The 16568-nt window shown below is 65.2% G+C and carries 18 protein-coding genes; 8 read left to right on the top strand and 10 right to left on the bottom strand.

The window, feature by feature from the left end; genetic code table 11:
• Positions 1 to 8 precede the first annotated feature (8 nt).
• From BH683_RS21045 to BH683_RS21015, 7 genes are all read right to left on the bottom strand, one after another.
• Complete coding sequence (locus BH683_RS21045) at positions 9 to 941, bottom strand: alpha/beta hydrolase family protein (RefSeq protein ID WP_094647652.1); 933 nt, start codon at positions 939 to 941, stop codon at positions 9 to 11.
• Positions 942 to 1184: 243 nt separating this feature from the next.
• On the bottom strand, positions 1185 to 2540 hold the full coding sequence (locus tag BH683_RS21040; RefSeq protein WP_084838241.1) for a hypothetical protein: 1356 nt from the start codon (positions 2538 to 2540) through the stop codon (positions 1185 to 1187).
• A gap of 24 nt (positions 2541 to 2564) precedes the next feature.
• Entirely contained in the window at positions 2565 to 3371 is an 807-nt protein-coding gene (locus BH683_RS21035; protein ID WP_084838240.1) for an ABC transporter permease, read from the bottom strand.
• Positions 3368 to 4336 carry an ATP-binding cassette domain-containing protein gene (locus BH683_RS21030; protein ID WP_210405251.1) on the bottom strand — a complete coding sequence of 323 codons (969 nt, stop codon included), beginning with the start codon at positions 4334 to 4336 and terminating at the stop codon, positions 3368 to 3370. Before BH683_RS21030 ends, BH683_RS21035 begins: the two co-directional genes overlap by 4 nt.
• 38 nt (positions 4337 to 4374) lie before the next feature.
• Positions 4375 to 5007, bottom strand: coding sequence for a Maf family protein (locus tag BH683_RS21025; RefSeq protein ID WP_084838239.1), 633 nt, complete (start codon positions 5005 to 5007; stop codon positions 4375 to 4377).
• A gap of 28 nt (positions 5008 to 5035) precedes the next feature.
• Positions 5036 to 5281, bottom strand: a complete 246-nt coding sequence (locus BH683_RS21020; protein ID WP_084838238.1) for an acyl-CoA carboxylase subunit epsilon — start codon at positions 5279 to 5281, stop codon at positions 5036 to 5038.
• Positions 5278 to 6906 (bottom strand): acyl-CoA carboxylase subunit beta, encoded by a 1629-nt coding sequence (locus BH683_RS21015; RefSeq protein ID WP_084838430.1) that lies wholly within the window; start codon positions 6904 to 6906, stop codon positions 5278 to 5280. Before BH683_RS21015 ends, BH683_RS21020 begins: the two co-directional genes overlap by 4 nt.
• A 126-nt stretch (positions 6907 to 7032) precedes the next feature.
• On the opposite strand from BH683_RS21015, the gene BH683_RS21010 reads away from it, so the two are divergent.
• Positions 7033 to 7845 carry a biotin--[acetyl-CoA-carboxylase] ligase gene (locus BH683_RS21010; RefSeq protein ID WP_084838429.1) on the top strand — a complete coding sequence of 271 codons (813 nt, stop codon included), beginning with the start codon at positions 7033 to 7035 and terminating at the stop codon, positions 7843 to 7845.
• Between the two features lie 9 nt (positions 7846 to 7854).
• Here the strand turns inward: BH683_RS21010 and BH683_RS21005 are convergent, their stop codons facing one another.
• Positions 7855 to 8466 carry a hypothetical protein gene (locus BH683_RS21005; RefSeq protein ID WP_084838237.1) on the bottom strand — a complete coding sequence of 204 codons (612 nt, stop codon included), beginning with the start codon at positions 8464 to 8466 and terminating at the stop codon, positions 7855 to 7857.
• Positions 8467 to 8628: 162 nt separating this feature from the next.
• Between BH683_RS21005 and BH683_RS21000 the strand changes: the two genes are divergently transcribed.
• From BH683_RS21000 to BH683_RS20985, 4 genes are all read left to right on the top strand, one after another.
• On the top strand, positions 8629 to 9147 hold the full coding sequence (locus tag BH683_RS21000; protein ID WP_084838236.1) for a PH domain-containing protein: 519 nt from the start codon (positions 8629 to 8631) through the stop codon (positions 9145 to 9147).
• Positions 9148 to 9311: 164 nt separating this feature from the next.
• On the top strand, positions 9312 to 10403 hold the full coding sequence (locus BH683_RS29055; RefSeq protein ID WP_246833509.1) for a hypothetical protein: 1092 nt from the start codon (positions 9312 to 9314) through the stop codon (positions 10401 to 10403).
• A 79-nt stretch (positions 10404 to 10482) separates the two neighbouring features.
• Positions 10483 to 11160 (top strand): response regulator transcription factor, encoded by a 678-nt coding sequence (locus tag BH683_RS20990; RefSeq protein ID WP_084838235.1) that lies wholly within the window; start codon positions 10483 to 10485, stop codon positions 11158 to 11160.
• A 26-nt stretch (positions 11161 to 11186) separates the two neighbouring features.
• Positions 11187 to 12479 carry a HAMP domain-containing sensor histidine kinase gene (locus tag BH683_RS20985; protein WP_246833508.1) on the top strand — a complete coding sequence of 431 codons (1293 nt, stop codon included), beginning with the start codon at positions 11187 to 11189 and terminating at the stop codon, positions 12477 to 12479.
• 84 nt (positions 12480 to 12563) lie between these two features.
• On the opposite strand, the gene BH683_RS20980 is transcribed toward BH683_RS20985, so the two are convergent.
• Positions 12564 to 13124, bottom strand: coding sequence for a GtrA family protein (locus BH683_RS20980; protein ID WP_094647638.1), 561 nt, complete (start codon positions 13122 to 13124; stop codon positions 12564 to 12566).
• Between the two features lie 149 nt (positions 13125 to 13273).
• Between BH683_RS20980 and BH683_RS20975 the strand changes: the two genes are divergently transcribed.
• Complete coding sequence (locus BH683_RS20975; RefSeq protein ID WP_281492329.1) at positions 13274 to 14536, top strand: 5-(carboxyamino)imidazole ribonucleotide synthase; 1263 nt, start codon at positions 13274 to 13276, stop codon at positions 14534 to 14536.
• A gap of 31 nt (positions 14537 to 14567) precedes the next feature.
• A complete protein-coding gene (gene purE, locus BH683_RS20970) occupies positions 14568 to 15044 on the top strand; it encodes a 5-(carboxyamino)imidazole ribonucleotide mutase (protein WP_084838427.1) in 477 nt (158 codons plus the stop codon).
• A gap of 18 nt (positions 15045 to 15062) precedes the next feature.
• Here the strand turns inward: purE and BH683_RS20965 are convergent, their stop codons facing one another.
• Positions 15063 to 15890, bottom strand: coding sequence for a dienelactone hydrolase family protein (locus BH683_RS20965; protein ID WP_084838232.1), 828 nt, complete (start codon positions 15888 to 15890; stop codon positions 15063 to 15065).
• Positions 15891 to 16091: 201 nt separating this feature from the next.
• Between BH683_RS20965 and BH683_RS20960 the strand changes: the two genes are divergently transcribed.
• Positions 16092 to 16568: acyl-CoA dehydrogenase family protein (locus BH683_RS20960; protein WP_210405250.1), on the top strand; the 477-nt coding region annotated here is incomplete at its 3' end.

The raw sequence follows: 16568 nt of genomic DNA, 5'->3' as shown, positions 1-16568 counted from the left end.
AGCAGCGGTCAGGGCGTGACGCCCAGGCCGCCAGCCAGCACGGGCCAGCTCTTGTGAAGCTGATCGATCCAGTAAGGCCACGCGTGCGTTCCGACCTTCTCGAAATCGAACGTGGCAGGGATGTTGCGGTTGGCGAGTTCGGTCGCCAGGCGCTGCGTGCACCACAGGGAGCCTGCTTCGATCGCCCCACCGACCACGATCCGGTCCACCGGATCTTTGTTGCCGGGGTACTCGGGGGCGTCGTAGGGTCCTGGTAGTCCGGACCCGACCGAGACGTACACGGCGGTGTTTCGTAAACCGTTGGCGTGCAATAGCACATCGTGGGCAGCCCAGTCCGGATCGCCCGGCTGCCCCCACATGTTGTCGGCATTGCCGCCGAAAGCGGCCACGATACCGCGGGATACGCCCTGGGTGAGGGGATCAGTGGTGGAGTAACACCCACTGTACGAACCCACGGACCGGTAGAAGCCCGGGTTTCGAGAGGCCAGAGTCAGCGCCGAGCCGGCACCCATCGACAGCCCGGCGATCCCTCGGACTCCGTTTCCGTTGAACTGAGTATCGACCAGCGGAGGAAGCTCCTCGGTGAGGAATGTCTCCCAGCGATTTCGCCCGAGAGCCGGGTCATCCTGTTGCCAATCCGTGTAAAAACTGCCATTTCCTGCCAATGGCAAAACAACATTCACATTCTTTGATTTGAAGAAGTCAACCGCGTCCGTCTTTATCAACCAGATGCTGTGCTCGGGGTTCTCCTCGCCGAGTCCGCTCAGCATGTACTGGGATGGACGGGGGGTCGACGATGCAGCGGGCGTGAGCACCTGTACCTTGACCGTTTTGTCCATTGCGGCCGAGTGCACGTACATCGCCCATTGTGTCGGGCCCTCCTTGACGACCCGTTCGATCGTCGAGATGTCCGAGGGCGCGGCCGTGGCGGGCGTGGCCATGGCCAGCACGGACGTCGTGAGAGCAGCGAGCACAACCAGTCGCGGGACAAGCCTGCGGCGAGTCGAGGTGCCTACGACAGTGGCCATACGGGCACGGGGCATCTAGTGAATCCTTCGGTCGAAGTAACAAAGTCTTGCCGAGAATTAATGCTGGTTCGTTAGCCAAACGGCACAATTGCGTCATCATAATATGACCGGCTCATGACGTGCGCTTCAGATCGGAATCATTTATGATCCAGCGCGTCACCACAACGTTGGCTGGAGCGACCATCTGGCGCACTCGTCGACGACTAGCCGCCCGAGCGCTGAAGAGTCGGGGATGGCGACGGGATCCAGTCCCGTCACCATGATGGTCGTCGTTGCGCCTGATTGGTTGATGCCTGCCACGATGCCGCCCCGAAGCGCGATCATGCGTTGCCTGCCGGCACTGGGGGTGGTCGATCGCATGGTGACGACACCGGTCCGGGTCTCGCTTCCGAGTCCGGTGAAGGTGGGATCGAGTACGCCCATGTTCGACGCCAATGCGAGCGGCGTGGAGGCCTTGCGATTGAGACGCATCAGCATGCCATCACTCATGCCCTGCACGAGTGTTTGCAACAGCGTGAAAGTGCTTACCCTGCTTGCAGATTCGGTGTACATCCGTTTCGCGTCCGCTTTGATCCCGGCAAGATCGTGGTCTCGGCTCAGGGTGCCCCGCAGATCGAGGGAACGGCCGGTGGTCACATTGGACCGGATGTCGTCGTCCGTGGTCCGTGCCGTCATCGGGATGGACACACGGATCGTGTCTTCCCAGTCCGCGCGCCCGGCCCCGACAATCACGCCGACGATGATAGCGATGAAGAGAGAGTTCGCGGAGCCGCCGTGCCGTTGAGCGGTGTCGAGCCACAGCTGGGTCGGGATACTGGCCGATACGAGTGGTTGCACGTATGCAACGTCTGAGTCGGAGTTCGATTCACCCGGGAACGGTGTCGTCTGCGACGTGATCGGCGGCACGCCGCGGACAGCGGGGGGTCGTAGTGACCGGACTCCCACACCTGCCAGAGACGCCGCGCTGCGACACATGCGAAGCATCTGCCCGAGGGCGTCGGTGAGGTCTTCAGACAAACGCGCAGGACGCAACGGTTCGATCTCGGGCCGGTGATCGGAGAGGGCGGCACGGACGTTCTTCATCATGAAAGCCCCATCGGCGACCGCGTGGGGGTACGTGAGCGACACGAGCATTCCGCCCCCGTGAACCGGGGCGGAGCGCAGTTCCCACGCCGGTCCGTCGACGAGATCGAGCCTCACCTCGGTCGCGGCGGCGTCGATCCAGGCGTGAACCCGCTCCGCCGACAGCTCGTCGCTGTCGGTGATGGTCTGGCCGGGTGCACCGCCGCTGACCCAATAGTCCCGGGCCAAGGGAACTCGACCGCGCCGCAGGACTCGGCTGAAGTGACTAGACGCGAGACCACGAGCGAATCGTTCCAATTCCCCGGGGTCCAGCTGTGTTTCGAGTTTCCAGACGACCTGGCAGACGACCCCGAGCCCGGCCGCGCGGTCCATCCGGATGAACAGGTCGTCGTCAGCCGTGACTCGCTGAACCGGATTTGTATCGCCCACCGGGACTCCTTCGTACGTCGTCGCTCACAGCCGTCGGAGGTATGTCCTGACGGTCAGTGGGGCGATCACCGCGATCACCAGGGTGGACCCTAGCAACGACCAGACGATGTGCATGTCCGCCTGACCTTCATTTGCCAGGGAACGTACCGCCGACACCAGGTGAGAAATCGGATTGACCTCGGCAATCGTCCGCATCCAATCAGGCATGCTCTCGGGCGGTACGAAAGCGTTCGACATGAACCCGATGGTCGTTAGAGTCAGCGCCGAGATGCCCTGGATCGAGGAGGCCTTGCTCATCAGGACGCCGATGAAGGCGAACACCCAGCTCAACGAGAACGCGGCATAGACCACGAGCGCCACTGCTGCCATCGTGCCGAGCGCGCTTGCCGGGTGATATCCCATGGCCAATCCGACCGCCAGCGTGATGGCGATCGCGATCACGTAACGGACGATCGCTGCGACCAATGATCCAGATAGGGGGGCGATGCGCGAGATCGGCAACGACACAAAGCGATCGAAAACACCCTTGTCGATGTCGACGCGCAGCTGGACTCCGACGACGACGGTACTGGTGATCACGATGTTCACCAGTACCCCTGGAATGAGGACGGGGAGATAGGCATCCACGGTCCCTGCGATCGCCCCGCCGAAGATGTTGGCGAACATCACGGTGAAGACGACGGGTACGGCGATCACGTCGAGCAATTGTTGCGGCGTGTGTTTGAACTTGAGCAGGCCACGTCGAGCCATCGTCGCGGTGTCGAGCAACGCTTTTCGCGCGGTGATGTGCCCGAGCGTGCGGTCGTCTTCGGAGATCGTCCGGATGGTCATGCCGGACTCTGTTCTTCGGTCAGCGCGAAGAAGACGTCGTCTAGCGACGGCTTGTGCACGCTGAGCTCTTGTACCTCGATCGATTCCTCCGCGAGGGCAGCGATCACCTGCGCCGACGTGGCCGAGGCCGACACCGAGACCGTGAGCTGACGGGTGCGCTCGTCGTATTCTACGGGACCGTCGAGGACGAGCGCGATGATCTCGGTCGCACGGCCACGATCTGCCGCCGTCGCAAGGGTGACCGACAGGGCGTAGTTCCCGACGGAGCGCTTGAGGGATTCTGGTGTGCCGTCGGCGACCACACGACCGTGGTCGATCACCACAAGATGATCGGCGAGCGCATCTGCTTCGTCCAAGTACTGGGTGGTCAGCAGGACCGTGGTTCCCTGTCTCACCACGCCTCGGACCATCTCCCACAACTGATATCGCGTGCGCGGATCGAGTCCGGTGGTGGGCTCGTCGAGAAAGAGCAGCTCTGGTCTGCGAATCATGCTCGCTGCCAGGTCGAGACGTCGGCGCATGCCACCCGAGTACGTGCGGACCGGCCGACTGGCCGCGGCGGTGAGTCCGTACTCCTCCACGAGATCTCGCGCTCGCGAACGAGAGGCGGCTCCCCGGAGTCCGAGAAGCCTGCCGAAGATATCGAGATTCTCCACCGCCGTGAGGTCGTCGTCGACCGACGCATATTGGCCGGTCAAGGAAATTAGCGCCCGAATGGCAGGCGCATCGCGCACCAGGTCCCGACCGAGGATGCGCGCGGTACCCGAGTCCGGCCGCAGCAGCGTCGTGAGCATCCGGACGAGGGTGGTCTTGCCCGCGCCGTTGGGACCGAGCACTCCGCAGACCGTGCCCCGGGCGACCGTCAGGTCGACGTGGTCCAACGCGCGGTGGGTCCCGAAACTCTTGCCAAGACCGTGCACGACTATAGCCGAGTCGACCGCTCCGGCCGGTGGTTGGTTGATCACGCGTACAGGCTAGCGGTGGTGAGGTGAGGGCCGCTCTGTCAGCCCGCTGTCCACAGATCGGTGATACTCACTCCCACATCGTCGAGCAAACTGCGTACCAGCGGGAGACTGATGCCGATCACCGAGGACGGGTCGCCGTCGATCCCATCGACGAACCAGCCGCCGCGGCCATCGAGAGTGAATGCCCCGGCGACGGCCAACGGCTCCTCGGTGGCGACATAAGCGTCGATCTGCGCATCCGTCGGACTACTGAAACGTATTGTGGTAGCGACGGTTCGGCTCGCGGTGGCGGCAATCTCCCCGGCGATCAGCCGCACCAGGCAATGGCCCGTCAACAGCTCGGCCTCCGTGCCGCGCATCGCGTGCCACTGGGCTCGGGCGGCGGCAGCGGTATGCGGTTTGCCCGTGAGCGCACCGCCATGATGGAGCATCGAATCGCACCCTACGAGCACCGCGTCTTCGCGGAGTCCGGGATCGAGCGCGGCCACCACGCTGTCGGCCTTCGCCCTGGCGAGAGCGGCAACGATGTCCGCGGGTGGTGCGCTCGAACCGATGTCGGCGATGAGGGCATCCTCGTCCACGTCGGACACGTGAACCGCCGGATCGAGTCCGGCTGCCTGCAGGATCCGCAGCCGCGCCGGTGAGGCCGATGCCAAGATGAACCGGGTCATCGAGACCTCACCGCGCGTCCACCGGGTATCAGTAGCCGAACGCGAGGTTCGGGAACACGCTCGGAGCCAGGCCGGTTGCGGCCCGCAGGCGATCGGACGGAGTGCCCCAGAGGTTCCGCGGTCCGGTGTCGACCGGTCCATCCGAGCCGCCGGCGGACGCGAAAACACCTACGAGCGCTGCGACCTCGGCGTCGGACGGGTTGCCTTTCACGACGGTGAGAAATGGCTTCGCCGGTGCGGTATCCGTGGCCTCTGCCACCGTGTCGTCGCTCATAGGGGGATGTTCCCGTGCTTCTTCGGCGGCATGTTGACCAGCTTGCGCTCCAGCAGCTTGAGTGCAGTGGCTATCTGGCCGCGGGTGTGCGACGGCGGGATGACCGCGTCGACATAACCCCGCTCTGCGGCGACGTACGGATTGACGAGGGTGTCCTCGTACTCCTGCTGCAGTTGCAGACGCAGCGCGTCGACGTCTTCGCCGTTGGCTGCAGCATCCTTGAGCTTGCCGCGGTAGACGAATCCGACGGCACCCGAGGCGCCCATGACCGCGATCTGCGCGGTCGGCCATGCCAGGTTGACGTCGGCGCCCATGTGCTTGGACCCCATGACGTCATAGGCACCGCCGTACGCCTTGCGCGTGATGACGGTGATCTTGCCGACGGTTGCCTCGCCGTATGCGTAGAGCAATTTGGCGCCGCGTCGGATGATGCCGTTGAATTCCTGATCGGTGCCGGGCAGGAAGCCGGGCACGTCGACGAGGGTGATGATCGGGATGTTGAACGCATCGCAGGTGCGGACGAATCGCGCGGCCTTTTCGGAGGCGTTGATGTCGAGGCAACCGGCGAACTGGGTCGGCTGGTTGGCCACCAGGCCGACGCTGCGACCGTCCACGCGACCGAAGCCGACGATGATGTTGGTCGCTCGCCCGGCCTGGACCTCGAGGAACTCGTCGTCGTCGAGGATGCGGCGGATGACCTCGTGCATGTCGTACGGCTGGTTCGGAGAGTCCGGGATGAGGGTGTCGAGTTCGAGATCCTCCTCGGTGAGGGTGTCCTCGATCGATCCTGCGGCCGGCTCGGCGACAGGCCGGCGCGGCGGGTCGGCCCGGTTGTTGCTCGGCAGGTAGCCCAGCAGCTCCTTGACGTAATCCAGGGCGTCTTCCTCATCGCTGGCGACGTAGTGCGCCACACCGGATTTCGCCATGTGTGTCTGTGCGCCACCGAGGTCTTCCATCGTCACGTCCTCGCCGGTGACGGTCTTGATCACGTCGGGGCCGGTGACGAACATCTGGCTGGTCTTGTCGACCATGACGACGAAGTCGGTCAGTGCGGGGGAGTAGACGTGCCCGCCGGCCGCTGCGCCCATGATCAGCGAGATCTGCGGGATCACACCGGAGGCGCGGACGTTGCGGTGGAAGATCTCGCCGTAGAGACCCAGGGAGACGACACCCTCCTGGATACGGGCGCCTGCGCCCTCGTTGATCCCGACCAGGGGCCGGCCGGTCTTGATGGCCAGATCCATCACCTTGACGATCTTCTCGCCGTAGACCTCACCGAGGCTGCCACCGAAGACGGTGACGTCCTGGCTGAAGACGCAGACCTCGCGGCCGTCGATGGTGCCGTACCCGGTGACGACACCGTCTCCGAGTGGCCGTCGTTCGGCAAGCCCGAAATTGGTGCTGCGATGACGCGCGAGGGCGTCGAGTTCGACGAACGAGCCGTCGTCGAGCAGGTGGGTGATTCGCTCGCGCGCGGTGAGCTTGCCTTTTTCGTGGGTCTTCTCGACCGCTGCCTCACCGACCGGGTGCTTCGCCTCGGAAAGGCGATTGTGCAGGTCAGCGAGCTTTCCTGCGGTCGTGTGGATGTCCGGCGTCGGTTCCGCGTCCTGGGGGGCACTCGTCATGGCCTTGATGCTATCCACAGCGCCTGGCGGGGGTGCAGACCGGGCTAACCTGAGGTTTATCTCATGTTTGATCCGGTACTCTTCGACACAGATAAATCCGCCGTCGCCGCTCTAGGCTGTGACCTCATGACAGACACGCGGCCACCACTGGACCCCGACGCACTCATCGCCAAGGTGGCGGGCACCAGATGGCGGTCGATCCGGGTGGTCGAGGACACCGGTTCGACCAACGCCGACCTGGTTGCCCTGTCGGGGTCGGGTGACAGCACGGGTTCGGTCCTCATCGCCGAGCACCAGAGCGCCGGCCGCGGCAGGCACTCGCGGTCGTGGACGAGTCCACCCCGCTCGCAGGTTGCCTTGTCGGTGGCCGCAGCGGCCGACACGTCGGATCAGCCGAGCGCGCTGGGGTGGCTTCCGCTCCTGACCGGGCTGGCGGTCGTCGAGGCGATCGAGGCGGTGAGTGATCTGACACCGGAACTCAAGTGGCCCAATGACGTCCTGCTCCCGGGTGACGGAGACAGCCGCAAGGTCGCAGGCATCCTGGCGGAACTCACACACGGACCTGCAGGGCCGGTCGTCGTGATCGGGATCGGCATCAATGTCAGCTTGTCGGAGGACGAACTGCCCGTGCCCACCGCGACGTCACTGAGCCTGGCAGGCGCGGAGGTCGACAGAGCTGATCTCGCCGCAGCCCTGCTCATCGCACTCTCGCGCAGGCTCGATCAGTGGCCTGCCGATCTCGGAACCGTCGCCGACGACTATCGCGCTGCGTCCGCGACGCTCGGGCACCGGGTCCGGGTGCAACTACCGATCGGCGACGAGATCGTCGGGGTGGCCACCGCGATCGACAGCACCGGCCGGGTGGTGGTCGACGTCGCCGGCGGTGAGCACGTCGCCGTCGCCGCCGGCGACGTCACCCACCTGCGATTGGCCGACTGAGGATCTGCGCTAACGCCGTTCCATGCTCTTCGTGCCCATCGCGGGAACGAGGAACAGGATCGGCAGGCCGATCACCGCATGGATGATCGCGGTCGAGATACCTGTCGTCCAATCCCGCGAGAGCAGCAGCGGTATCAGGACGGCTGCGATGATCAGCAAGCCGACGATCCACGAGAAGAACTGGTTGGGTGAGGGCGTCGCCAACTGCAGGACATACCAGAGAGCTCCGGCGAAGAGCGCGCACAGGAAGGCCACCACGGCGAACCAGTACTCGTCGTTGGCCATCGGGTTCCAGACACCCAACTTGCCGGTCTCGTTCACGCGCTCGATGACCAATCGGATCAGCCAGGCGACCAGCCACGCCGCGAGACCGGTGACGATCGCGGTGGCCAGGACGCCGCCGATGAACATGGTCGGATTGACCTGGGGCCGATTCGACTTGGGGCGGCGTGGCGGCTGCGCCGGCGCGGCCGCGTAGTACTGGTCCGCGGGCGGTTGCTGCCCGTAGCCCTGGTCATAGCCCGGCTGCTGTGGGTACGACTGGCTGTACGCCTGTGGGTCCGGGTCATAGCCCCGGTCGTAACGCGCGGTACGCGGTTTGTTCGGGTCGTTCGGATACATCTCGCACCTCCCTATGCGCGTGAGTCTACTGATCAGCGGCGCCGTGGCGCGCGAATCCTCGCCGAAGCCCACCGGGACCCCGGCATCTGGTTTGATTGCGGTGCAGTGGAACCGCCCGCACGGTCGTCGGGAGGCGTGGCGCGAGTCGGAGGGGGTTGGTAGATGGGGTATCCCGAGAGCATCCTGGCCCAGGGTGAGCGGGTGGTGCTGCATCACCATCCGCACTGGAAGTGTCTACTGGTCCCGACCTTTGTGTTCATCGTCGGTACGGCCCTCGCCGGTGTCGCCGGTGGCTACCTGTCGACCTCGGACATCAACTCCACGGCGAGACTCGTGCTGGGGATAGTCATCGGGGTGATCTGGCTGGTGATCGTCATCTGGTTCTTCATCCGTCCGTTCATCAGCTGGCGCACAACCCATTTCGTGCTGACCGATCGGCGGGTGACCTACCGGAACGGGATCATCACCCGTTCGGGTATCGACATCCCGGTGCAGCGCATCAACTCGGTCGAGTTCCGGCACGGACTGGTCGACCGAGTGCTGCGCACCGGCACCCTGATCATCGAATCAGCGTCCGAGGATCCATTGGAGTTCAACGACATCCCACACGTCGAACGGGTACATTCGCTGCTCTACCACGAGGTGTTCGACACCCGGGACGGCGACGACCTCCGCCGCTGATCGGGTCGGAGGCGGCCCGTTTCCCCATCGTTCCCCTGTATTGCCTGTTCAACTGGCGTACGGTCAGCTGGACCCGAGGCCGAGGGTTCCGGTCTCCGCACGTGCGAGTCCGCAGCAACCGCTCATCTGCTCAGGCGATCGAACAGTGCGAATGAGGAGATCAGATGTCCAGCAGAAGTCGTCGGAGCCGGGTGACGTGTTTGATCGCCGCCGGCACCATCAGCGCTCTGGTACTCGCCGGCTGCGGCGAGTCAGCCGAACCGAGCACCGGGCAGGCCGAATCCGGCACTGAGTCAGCCGAACCGAACACGGGGGCGTCGCCGCGGATCGTGTTGGGTTCGAAACCACAGGCGTCGCAGGTCCCGCTGGTCTACGGCGTGGGCGAAGACGCAGGTGACTTCGGGCTCGACATGAGCGTCGAGCAGAACATCACGATCTTCGATGACCACATCGATCCGGTGAAGACCTTGCTCAGTGGCGACGCCGAGGTCATGGCGACGTCGGTCTCCGCGATCTTGGATGCGCGTGAGCAGGGCGAGGACGTCAAGATGTTCTGCCCGTACGTGAGCATGGACGACTTCGTCCTTGCCGGTGCGGGCGGTGTGGACACCGTCGGTCAGTTGTTCGAACCGTCGACCAGAGTGGGCATCGACAGCCCGGGCGGCGCCGGTGCCATCGTCCTCAATGCGATGTTGAGCGGCGTCGGCGAGCCCCGTGACATCGACGAGATTCCCAATCAGCAGATCATCGAAAGCTCCAGCGCCCGAACGGAAGCGTGGGCGACCGGGCAGCTGGATGCGACAGTGATCCATGACACGCAGTACGACGGCGCCGCGCAAACGGTGAACCAACCGGTACTGATCGCCACTCTGTACGAGAACGCCCCCGGATTCATCAAGGTGGCTCAGGCCGCCCCGGCCCAGTGGCTCGAACAGAACCGTGAACTGGCCGCCAGGTACTGCGCCACCACGCTGCGTGCCATGAAGGAACTGAAAGCCGACTTCGGCGTGTTCCGGGCAGCGGTCGACGAATACGTCGAAGAACCGCCCTCGGAAGAATCGCTCAGAGAGTTGTTCGACCTCATCCAGAAGTATCCGTTCTGGACCGAAGACGGCGGGCTGTCCGACGACAGCATCAAGTTCATGATCGACATTGCGAGCGAGTCGGGTGTCCTTACCCAGCCGATGAATGCTGCTGACGTGGTCGATCGCGAGACGCTGAACCGGGCCGTCGAACTCGCGAACATGCCGGAGTGATGGTCGGACGATCTGCACGTGGACAACCGCGCGGGGCGGTTGCCACCGCCTCAGGACCCGATGCGCCTAAGTTGGCAGAGTGACCGAAGTTCTGCTGGCCGAAGATGACGAAGCCATCGCCGCGCCGCTCGCCCGCGCCCTGAGCCGCGAGGGGTACGGCTGCGAGGTCGTCACCACCGGCACCGAAGCCCTTGAAATGGCCCGCAGCGGGCGATTCGAACTCCTCGTCCTCGATCTCGGGCTGCCCGAGATGGACGGACTGGAGGTCTGTCGACGCATCCGGGCCGTGCGTCCCCAGCTCGCTGTGCTGATGCTGACCGCACGGACCGATGAGGTCGACTTCGTCGTCGGTCTCGACGCCGGAGCCGACGACTACGTCGGCAAGCCGTTCCGGCTGGCCGAGTTGCTCGCCCGAGTTCGCGCTCTGCTGCGACGTAAGCAGAGCGCCGACGTGGTGATCGAGGCGGGCGACATCCATCTCGATGCCCGCGGGCGTCGGGTGCTCGTGGCCGGGGAGGATGCGACCCTGGCCAACCGCGAGTTCGATCTGCTGCGGTATCTGATGGAACGCGGCGGTGAGGTGGTGAGCCGCGAGGAGATCCTCACCGAGGTGTGGGGTACGCCCGACCTGCTCTCGTCCAAGACCCTGGACATGCACATCTCCTGGCTGCGGCGGAAGATCGGCGACGACCGGCCCGGCCGCAAGAAGCGGATCGTCACCGTGCGCGGTGTCGGATTCCGTTTTGATCCCGACTAGACATGCGCCGCCGGATTCTGCGGTCCATGATGGCCATGGTCATGGGCATCGGGCTGCTGCTGGGTGTTCCGTTGATGTTCACGGCCTGGTGGTGGGTCGATGACACCGCGCACCAGGACCTCGACGACCGTCTCAAGCGGATCTCCGCCGAACTCCTCGAACAGGAGGGGCCGGACGGCTCGATCACCGGGGACCTCGATCGCGACAAATTTCGGCTGCTCGTCCCCGACGGCGGCCGCCTCGAGATCTTTTTTCCGGTGAGTTCCACCGACGGGATGGAACAGGCCCAGGTCGACATCGGCGTCGCCTTCGATGACGAACCGGTCACCGAGTCACTGACCCTCGGCGAAGCGGGTTCCCTCACGTTGTCGGTGCCGTACTCGCAGGTCCGCAGCCGGCAGTGGGCGGCTGTCGGTGTGGTGTCACTGGTGGTGACGACCTCGGTCATCGCCGGCCTCGTCGTGGCGGCGGTGACCGCCGGCCGTCTGGCGGACCCGTTGGAGGATGTTGCGGCGCGCGCGGCGCGGATGGCCCAGGGGGACTTCGCGACCGAGGGCAGGCACTACGACATCGAGGAACTCGACCGGGTGTCGTCGGCGCTCGACACGGCCAATCGCGAGATCACCGTCCGTCTCGAGCGTGAGGGCCGGATCGTAGGCGAGGTCTCCCATCAGCTGCGGAGCAGACTGACCGCCATCCGATTGCGACTCGACGAGTTGTCCATCCATCCCGATCAGGACGTGGTGGACGAGGCTGATGCAGCGCTCGCCCAGGTCGAGCGGCTCACCAGCGAGCTCGACGAACTGATCACCGCCGCGCGCGGCGAGCAGGTGGCGCGGCTCGATCCGGTGGCCGTGCCCGAACAGGTGGATCAGGTGGTGGCCGACTACGGGCAGGCGTTCGCCGTGCACAACCGCACGCTCTCCGCCGTGGCGTCGGGAGAGTGCGCCGCGCGCGTCACCCCGACGCGCCTGCGCGAGGCCCTGAGCGTGCTCGTGGACAACGCGTTGCGCCATGGTGAGGGTGACTGCCTGATCGAGACCCGAGAGCTGCCCGGGAGCGGCATGATCCGGATCTCGGTGTCGGATCAGGGCGCGGGCGTCAGCGACAAGAGCGCCCCGCACGTCTTCCAGCGCGGGTACTCCGAGGGCGGGTCCAGCGGTGTGGGTCTGCCGCTGGCGCGTGCGCTGATCGAGGCCGACGGGGGACGGCTCGACCTGTTGCAGCGACGACCACCGACCTTTGCGATCGTGGTGCCGAGACACGAAGTCGAGTCGGATGTCGATCAGGTGCTTCCCAAGGGCCCCGAACCCCGTTAGTCAGACCCGATGATGGGTTGTTCTGGCGGGGTCGACCTGCGCTTTTGTTCGCCAGAACGACCCATTCCCCCTATGGCGGGGGATTCAGCTGTGGCCGAGTTCCTCGTCCGCGAGCTCGTCGGCGGTGGTGGGTAGGTCCGTGGAACCGGCCGCGGCACCGCGAAGGTCGGATTCCGGGAACGCGAAGCGCCGCAGAGCCCAGAACCGGAAGGCCATCTGCAGCAGGTTGCCGATGATGTATCCGAGGACGAAGTCGATGACGACGAGCTTCGTGACGTCGACGGAACTGCGGATGTCGAAGATGTTGTTGGCAACGAACAGGGGCGCGGCCTGCAAGATCACACCGACGCCGCTGATCGCGAAGAACAGCAGGGCCTCGTGGTGGGTCTCGCGTCCTCCGCGATTCTTGAACGCCCATTCGCGGTTGAGGATGTAGCTGACGATGGTGGCGAGAACACCCGAGATGATCTTGGCGACCACGGGCTTGTTCTCGAGGATCGTCAGACTCAGCGAATAGAAGATCGCCATGTCGAAAAGCATCATCGAACCACCGATGATGGCGAACTTGATGAGCTCGTGGTGCTTCATCGCCAGGCCCCTGATGGGCGCCGGGGTACGGGCCATCAGCCCGTCGATGAATGACACAAGGATGCAGTCTACGAAAAAACATCGCCGGTGAACTAATCCGGCGCGTTCTCGGCCGGTCCCGTGTCATTCGAACACCTCAGATCGTGACAACATGGATAGCCGTGACGAGTGATTCGACCGCGGTACCCGCGCCGACCGCGACGACGGTGCCACCGGCACCTGATTCGCCGGGCGGCAGCCGGGATGCCGCCGCATCAGGTATGCCCGTGGTGACGATGATCGGTGGGGGTCAGCTCGCCAGGATGACGCATCAGGCGGCCATCGCCATGGGTCAGCGCCTCCGGGTTCTCGCCGCGTCGGCCGACGAACCTGCAGCTCAGGTGACCCCTGACGTGGTGTTCGGTTCGCATACCGACCTCGACGACCTCCGCGCAGCCGCCCGGGGAGCACACGCGCTGACGTTCGACCACGAGCACGTTCCGGTCGGGCACCTCGAGGTATTGGTCGCCGAGGGCGTCAAGGTGCTCCCTCCGCCGACCGCCCTGATCTACGCACAGGACAAGCTCCGGATGCGTCGCAAGCTCGCCGAGCTGGGTGCTCCGGTGCCCGATTACGTCGAGTTGGGATCCACCTCACCGCGCGAGTCGCTCATCGAGTTCGGTGAGCGACATCACTGGGACATCGTCCTCAAAACGGTCACCGGTGGCTACGACGGACGGGGTGTGTGGCTGATCGACGACCGGGAGCAGGCGCTGGCGGTGCTCGATGAGGCACCGGCCGGCACAGCCCTGATGGCCGAGGAGAAGGTCGCGCTGCGACGGGAGTTGTCGGCGATGGTCGGCCGCTCGCCGTTCGGGCAGGGTGCTGTCTGGCCGGTGGTCGAGACGGTTCAGCGCAAGGGGCAATGCGCGGTGGTCATCGCACCCGCGCCGGGGCTGGACACCGAACTCGCCGAGAGCGCCCAGCGGCTGGCGCTGTTCCTGGCCGGAGAACTCGGCGTGGTGGGCGTCATGGCCGTGGAACTGTTCGAGACGACCGACGGGGGTCTGCTCGTCAACGAGCTGGCGATGCGTCCGCACAACAGTGGGCACTGGAGCATGGACGGCGCGGTCACGGGCCAGTTCGAGCAGCATCTGCGGGCGGTGCTCGACTACCCGCTCGGCGACACCTCGGTGCTCGCACCCGCGACCGTGATGGCCAACATCCTCGGGGCAGAGCAGGCGCCGTCCATGTCCATGGACGAACGCCTGCATCACCTGTTCGCGAGGATCCCGCAGGCGAAGGTGCACCTGTACGGGAAGGGCGAACGGCCCGACCGCAAGATCGGCCACGTCAACATCGTGGGCGCGCCGGGAGGCGACGTCGACGACCCGGACTACGTCGCGCAGTTGCGGGAAGTCGCGGAACGGGCTGCACATTGGATGTCGCACGGAATCTGGACCGACGGATGGGATGTGCACGGTGGGTGAGAACACGAACGGTCCGCTTGTCGGATTGATCATGGGCAGCGATTCCGACTGGCCGACGATGGAGGCGGCCGCCGTTGCGCTGGCCGAGTTCGGGGTTCGTTTCGAGGTGGGGGTCGTCTCGGCGCACCGTACTCCGCAGCGCATGCTCGACTACGCGCGAGATGCCGCCGGACGGGGCCTCTCGGTGATCATCGCCGGTGCGGGTGGCGCCGCGCATCTGCCCGGAATGGTGGCGTCGGCAACGCCGCTGCCGGTGATCGGGGTCCCTGTCCCGCTGAAATACCTCGACGGCATGGACTCGCTGCTGTCGATAGTCCAGATGCCCGCCGGGGTTCCTGTCGCAACGGTGTCGGTCGGCGGGGCCCGCAACGCCGGGCTGCTCGCGGTCAGGATCCTGGCCTCCTCCGACCCCGCCCTGCGTATCCGGATGGAGCAGTTCCAGGCCGATCTGGCCGACATGGTTCTCGCCAAAGATCAAGCGTTGCAAGACAAGCTGCTCGGAGGCTGACCGCGGATCTGCGCGAGGTCAGGCCGGTTCGGTCAGCAGCCTCCGCCGGAACAGATCGAGTACGTCGTCGAGCGCCGCTCTGGTGGGCGTCCCGGGTTCGTCGATGAGGTGCTCGGTCAGCGCGGAGTGGGGCGGTAGCGGAGACGGCGCGGCATCGCTGTCGTCGAGTTCGATGGCCACGAAGGCCTCGCCGAGCTGTTCGCGCAGGAACTCGAACCGCTTCGGCGGGGACAGCTTGTCGCCCTTGAACCGGACCCCGAGCACCTGCAGGCCCTTGGCGCACCGGCCCTTCACCGTCTCGAGCTCCTCCGCAGAGATGTCGATGTTGCCCGCAAGTGCGTTCAGCGGCCGGAACGGCAGCGACGGTTGGGCGACGACCGGCGCGAGGAGGCGCTCGTCGGTCGCCATGGCCAGTGCGAAACCCCCGGTGAAGCACATTCCGATCGCCCCGACCCCCGGGCCGCCGCACCGCTCGTGTTCGGACGCGGCAAGCGCCCGCAACCAGTTGACGACCGGCGACGACTTCCCGGTCGCGAGCACCGTGAAATCGCTGCTGATACACCGCGGTACCAGTGACGAGGCCATCCTGCGGGCGTCACCCGCGCCGGCGTGCAACGGATCGAGGCCGTCGACACCGAAGAGACTCGGCAGCACCGCGGTGCAGCCGATCTCGGCGACCTTGCGCGCGAACCGGAGGACTTTGGGGGTGATGCCGGGTATCTCGGCGATGATGATCACCGCGGGACCGCTGCCGAGCCGGTAGATCGTGCGTGTCTGGCCGTAGTGGGTGAAATCTGATTTCTCGAAGTCGGCGAGTGCTTCGGCCGGCGACGTTTTCGGGCTCATGGGCGATCACCTTTCGGGCAGAATGGGATGTCTGCGGCCAAGGCTAGCTTCCACGTTCTCCGGTGGTGGGAAGGTACGCGATCTTCAGTTACCCGCCAGTAACTAAGTTTGGCCGCGGTATTACGATCGTGGGTGTAGAGCCCGACTTTCCACTCGGGCGAGCAGTCCGATTTTTCACTGGCGCATATGAGGAGTGTTCTGATGGCCGGCAACCCCGATTTCGATCTGTTCAAGCTCGGTGAGGAGCACGACGAGTTGCGTGCGGCGATTCGGGCGCTCTCGGAGAAGGAGATCGAGCCGTACGCGGCTGATGTCGACGAGAACTCGCGATTCCCGGAGGAAGCACTGACGGCTCTGACCGCGTCGGGGTTCAACGCGATCCATGTGCCCGAGGAGTTCGACGGGCAGGGTGGTGACTCGGTCGCGGCGTGCATCGTGATCGAGGAGGTCGCGCGGGTCGATGCGTCGGCGTCGCTGATCCCGGCGGTGAACAAGCTGGGCACGATGGGCCTGATCTTGAAGGGTTCGGACGAGCTGAAGCAGCAGGTGTTGCCGTCGATCGCCTCGGGTGAGGCGATGGCCTCGTATGCGTTGTCCGAGCGGGAGGCCGGTTCGGATGCGGCGTCGATGAAGACCCGCGCGAAGGAGGACGGCGACACCTGGGTGCTCAACGGCAGC

The organism is Williamsia sp. 1138 (assembly GCF_002095435.2).
In the GTDB taxonomy this organism is placed as follows: Bacteria; Actinomycetota; Actinomycetes; order Mycobacteriales; family Mycobacteriaceae; genus Williamsia.
The sequence above is the reverse complement of the archived record's forward strand: the minus strand, read 5'-3'. Positions and strand labels throughout refer to the sequence as shown.